Source organism: Rhizobium sp. P1_E1, from assembly GCF_056406015.1.
Genome location: NZ_JBFUAY010000482.1, coordinates 1 through 1519, shown reverse-complemented (window position 1 = coordinate 1519; position 1519 = coordinate 1). Strand labels below are relative to the sequence as shown.

At 50.7% G+C, this 1519-nt stretch carries 1 protein-coding gene; it reads right to left on the bottom strand.

What is annotated here, in order from left to right; translation table 11 throughout:
• Positions 1-1050 precede the first annotated feature (1050 nt).
• Positions 1051-1519 (bottom strand): hypothetical protein (locus tag AC1D1Z_RS37300; protein ID WP_477853840.1); only part of this gene is annotated, 469 nt, incomplete at its 5' end.

Genomic DNA, 1519 nt, shown 5'->3' with positions numbered 1-1519 from the left:
CATCTAAGCCTCCCTTCGCTGACCGGGGTAGGCCCCCGTGCCGCGTGTTGAGCAGATCTAGACGGCGGCTCGCCACAGATCAATATATAAGGATAATATATTTTTTGATATTTTGGGGTTATCGCTCGAGCGTAAGTTTTTGTATTTTAGCTTTCTGCGGATGACTAAGTAAACGTATAATACTGTACGTATTAATCAAACAACTGCGCATGTTCGGTCACACGATTCTCAGTTGGCGAGTCGCAAAATCTTTAACTGGCCATGTTCGCTTACCAATCGCTCAAGCAGCCGGATAAGTTCCTCGTCTTGCTAGACAATTCCAACATTTTAGGTGGCTCGATTAGTTCCTCACCTCKGAGCCGATGGCCACGGGAGTGAATTTCTTCGAGAAAATCAAATAACATAGGAAACGCAATGGAAGTGTATCATCGCCGTTGTCAGGGTAGGGGATCAGGCACTTTCAAGCGCGTGGGTAACGAAGACTTTGGCTTAACGCCTTGGATCTCATGTATTTATCAACCTGTAGGTGGAGTTAATGCGCAAGACCGACAAGCTGACGCTGGTGATGCTTGATCGATCGGTGTCGCAAGCCATGCAGCGGCGGCGAATTCGCTGTTTGCCTTCTAGACGGCTCTCTTTAGCACGGAGATCGAAGGTAGAATTCCGACGTGCAGTTGGACAGAGCCGAAATTTCACAATCGCTGCGAGGTCTCGCGCCAACAGCCCGACCGCGGGGAACACCATATGAGTCGGTTCAAATCAGTCCCGCACGCCAGCAGTTCCTCATACTTACAATCCGATCCACAACCTCTTCCATCTTGGCCGCAACCGAACGAGCACTGCTGAACATCGCAAACTGCGAAACGCCGCCATAAATCGTGGCAGGAAATCACCCTCTCGACCGCCGCATGGCATCCTATGCTCGACCCAAGCTAAGGCGAGCTACCGTATGGAGAGAGCTTGCCCATCTGTAGGCCGCTTGAGGGACCTCGCGCCTTAACTTGACACGAGGCCAGTAACGGTACAACGCTGGATGGATGAATTTGAAGCTCAGTTTCTGATTTTCACTACCTGCCAAGAGCCGCTTCCGCCGTCACGATTGAGCAGACGCGCACCCGTGACGCTGTATTTGAAGCCGCCTGCACCTACGCCGTTGGTATCCAAAGCGCCTGCCAGCGTACCAAAGGTAGCTACCAAATATATGTCGTTTGTGTCGCTCAGATTTGGATCATTGCGTTTATTTTGGCTACTAATGAGGACGTACCAAGCGGCCGCAATCGTATCATCATTCAAAGTGGTGGTGGTTGCCACGGGATAACCGCTATCACCCGGCGGATTGCTGCTGAATAATGCCAAATAACTTTCATCTTGGTAATTTTGAAGGCGAATCTGATCACCGCTGCAAACGTTTTGTCCAGGGGTTTTAGAGGAGCCCGGCGCCGCCATTATTGTCCATTGCGTAGCAAGTTCTTGTCCTGATAGGCTTGCATATGTTCCGACATTATCCACGGCACTGGGT